Source organism: Rhodothermales bacterium, assembly GCA_034439735.1.
In the GTDB taxonomy this organism is placed as follows: Bacteria; Bacteroidota; Rhodothermia; order Rhodothermales; family JAHQVL01; genus JAWKNW01.
In genome coordinates this window covers 1-2684 of the sequence record JAWXAX010000182.1, presented here as the reverse complement: position 1 = coordinate 2684, position 2684 = coordinate 1, and the positions used below count along the sequence as shown (strand labels likewise).

Annotated in this window: 1 protein-coding gene; it reads left to right on the top strand. The window is 68.4% G+C overall.

The features are described 5' to 3' along the window. Positions 1-260 precede the first annotated feature (260 nt). The gene (locus tag SH809_13885; protein MDZ4700795.1) at positions 261-2612 is read left to right on the top strand and encodes a polysaccharide biosynthesis tyrosine autokinase; all 2352 of its coding nucleotides are present in this window, start codon (positions 261-263) and stop codon (positions 2610-2612) included. The last annotated feature ends 72 nt before the right edge of the window (positions 2613-2684 follow it).

The window sequence follows — 2684 nt, the reverse complement described above, 5'->3', positions numbered from 1 at the left end:
CTGGATGCCGGTTCGTCCTCCCGCAACGCCCTCCCGGCGGGAAAAACGTGCCCTCTTCACGCGGCCCGTTTTTCCCGTTTCACGCCCCGAGCCGACGCCCCGGTCGCGGTTCGAGGCGATAACAGAAATGTGATAGAATCCTGACACCTCGGCCACGCCCCGCGGCGCGGCCTTCCGTATCTTCCCCTTGCATCTCTCGCCCCGTGGTCCGCGCATATCCGACCGCATCGGCGACCAACGCTTTTTGTAACGCCCTTCGTATGGCCGATCACCCGATTCCGAGCAAAGCGCCCGGACGCCGACCCGTCGGCCCCCGCGCGACGCCTCTGCCCGTAGCCGACGCCCCCGCGCCGGTCCGCCGGGCTGCCCCGGCGCCGGCGCTGGCTCCTGCTCAGGCCGCCGACGGCACTCAGGGCGAGCTGCTCCTCAACCTCCTCTACCGGGGACGCTGGTTCCTGTTTGTCTCCTTCGTCCTCACTCTCACGGGCACGGGCCTCTATACCTATTTCCAGGTGCCGGTGTACCGGGCGGACAGCCTGGTGCTTGTCGATAACCGCCTCGCGCCGGACCTGAAGGACGCGCTCGACCCCTCCGCCGACCGCAACCGGTCCGGCCGCTCGGTCGAGACGGAGATTTATGTCCTCCAGCGCTCGATGGACGTCGCCACGCGGGTCGCCGACCGCCTTGTCGCCCTCCAGAACGACCCGGTCACCGGCCGGCCCATCACCCTGCTCGCGCAAGCCTCCTCCCCGGCGATGCTGGCCTACGCCATCCAGAATCTGGTCACGATCCAGCGCGAACCGGTGGCGGATGTCCTCCGCATCTCGGCCATCTCCACCGACGCACACGAGGCCAGCCTCCTGGCCAACTTCTACGCGGAAGAGCTGGTGGATCGCGCCCTGTGGCGCAGCCGCAGCCGGCTCTCCGCCACCCGCGCCTTTCTGGAAAACGAGGCCACGGAGCGCAACCGCGAACTCCGCGCGCTGGAGGAGCAGATGAAAGTCTTCCTCCGCCAGAACGGCGGCCTCACCATGAGCGTCGAAGCCACGGCGCTGATCGACCAGGTGACGGCGCTCGAAACCGCCCGGACGCAGAACGACCTGGAGTTGAAGCTCAAGCAGGTCTCCGCCCGGCTTCTCGAAGACGACCTCGCCGGCCTCCAGCCGCGCCTCGCCGAACGCCTCGCCGCCAACACGACGGCCGACATCGAACGCACCCGCACGCAGATGGCGGACATCGACACGCGGCTCGACCAGATCTACCGCCAGAATCCGGCCCTGAAGGGCACGCCGGAAGCCTCGACCAACCCGACCATCGCGGCGCTCGAGCGTGACCGCGCCGGCCTCCAGACCACCCTCGCCCGCCTGACGGACGCGTACGTGGCGGAGGCCAACACGCCGGCCGAAGGCGATGGCCTCGCCAGCCTGGGCCAGCTTCAGCGCCAGCTCAACGACGAGCAGCAGGAGATCGCCCGGCTCGAAGCCCGAAGCCAGCTCTACAGCCGGCAGCTCGACGCCTACCAGGCGACCCTCAACGGCCTCCCGGGTCAGCAGATCGCCCTCACACAGCTCCAGCGCTCGCTCCAGACCACCGAACGCGCCTACCTCTTCCTCCGCGAAAAGCTGGAGGACGTCCGCATCGCCGAGGAATCCGAACAGGGCTACGCCGAGGTCATCCGCCAGGCCGTCGCCCCCTTCAAACCCGAATACCCGGACACGTCGCGCAACCTGATCCTGGGCGGCCTCGTGGGCCTGCTCGTCGGGCTCGGGCTCGCCATCCTCTACCAGCAGCGCACCCGCGGCATCCTGTTCGCGCCAGAGGATTTGCAGAACCCGACGTGCCCGCTCCTGGGCATCATCCCGGCGATGCCGGCGGCCGCTCCCGCGCCTGCCGGCAACCAGGCCCTGCAGCGCACCGGCGAGCTGGACCCGCACCTCATCGTAGGCCTTTCGCCGGCGTCGATGATCGTCGATGCCTACCGGAAGCTCCGCTTTAACATCCTCAACGCCCCCGGACCCGTCCGCACCCTCGTCGTCACCAGCCCCAACCCGGGCGAGGGCAAAAGTCTGACGGCCCTCAACCTGGGCATCGCCCTGGCGCAGACGGGCCGGCGCACCATCGTGGTGGATACCGACCTGCGGCGCCCGACCGTCCATTCCAAGCTCGGGCTGACCAACCAGCCGGGCTTCATCGAGATGCTCGAAGCCCGCCACCTCCAGTTTCGGCGCGCGCTGCGGGAGCAGGACAACCTCTACGTCCTCACCGCCGGCGGCAGCCATGAGCACGCCGCCGAGATCCTAGGATCGCCGGATATGCCGGCGTTCATCAGCGAGCTCAAGCGGTATTTCGACATCATTCTGTTTGACACCCCGCCCTTCATGGCCGTGTCCGACGCCGTCTTCCTCGCCAGCCTCTGCGATGCCACGCTCCTCGTGGCCGCGGCCGGCAAGACGCGCGACTACGAAATCCAGCAGGGCGTGCGCGAATTCGAACAGGCCGGCCAGCGCGTCCTCGGGACGGTGCTCAACGCCTTCGACCCGACCGCGCTCGTCTCCAGCCGCTTCCGGTATCGGTATTACCGGGACGCGGCGTATTACGCCGAAGCGGGGTGATGCGGTGGGGGGCGTAGGTAGCGAAGCCCCTTACTCCATGTCACCCTGAGCGAAGTCGAATGCCTGCCCCCG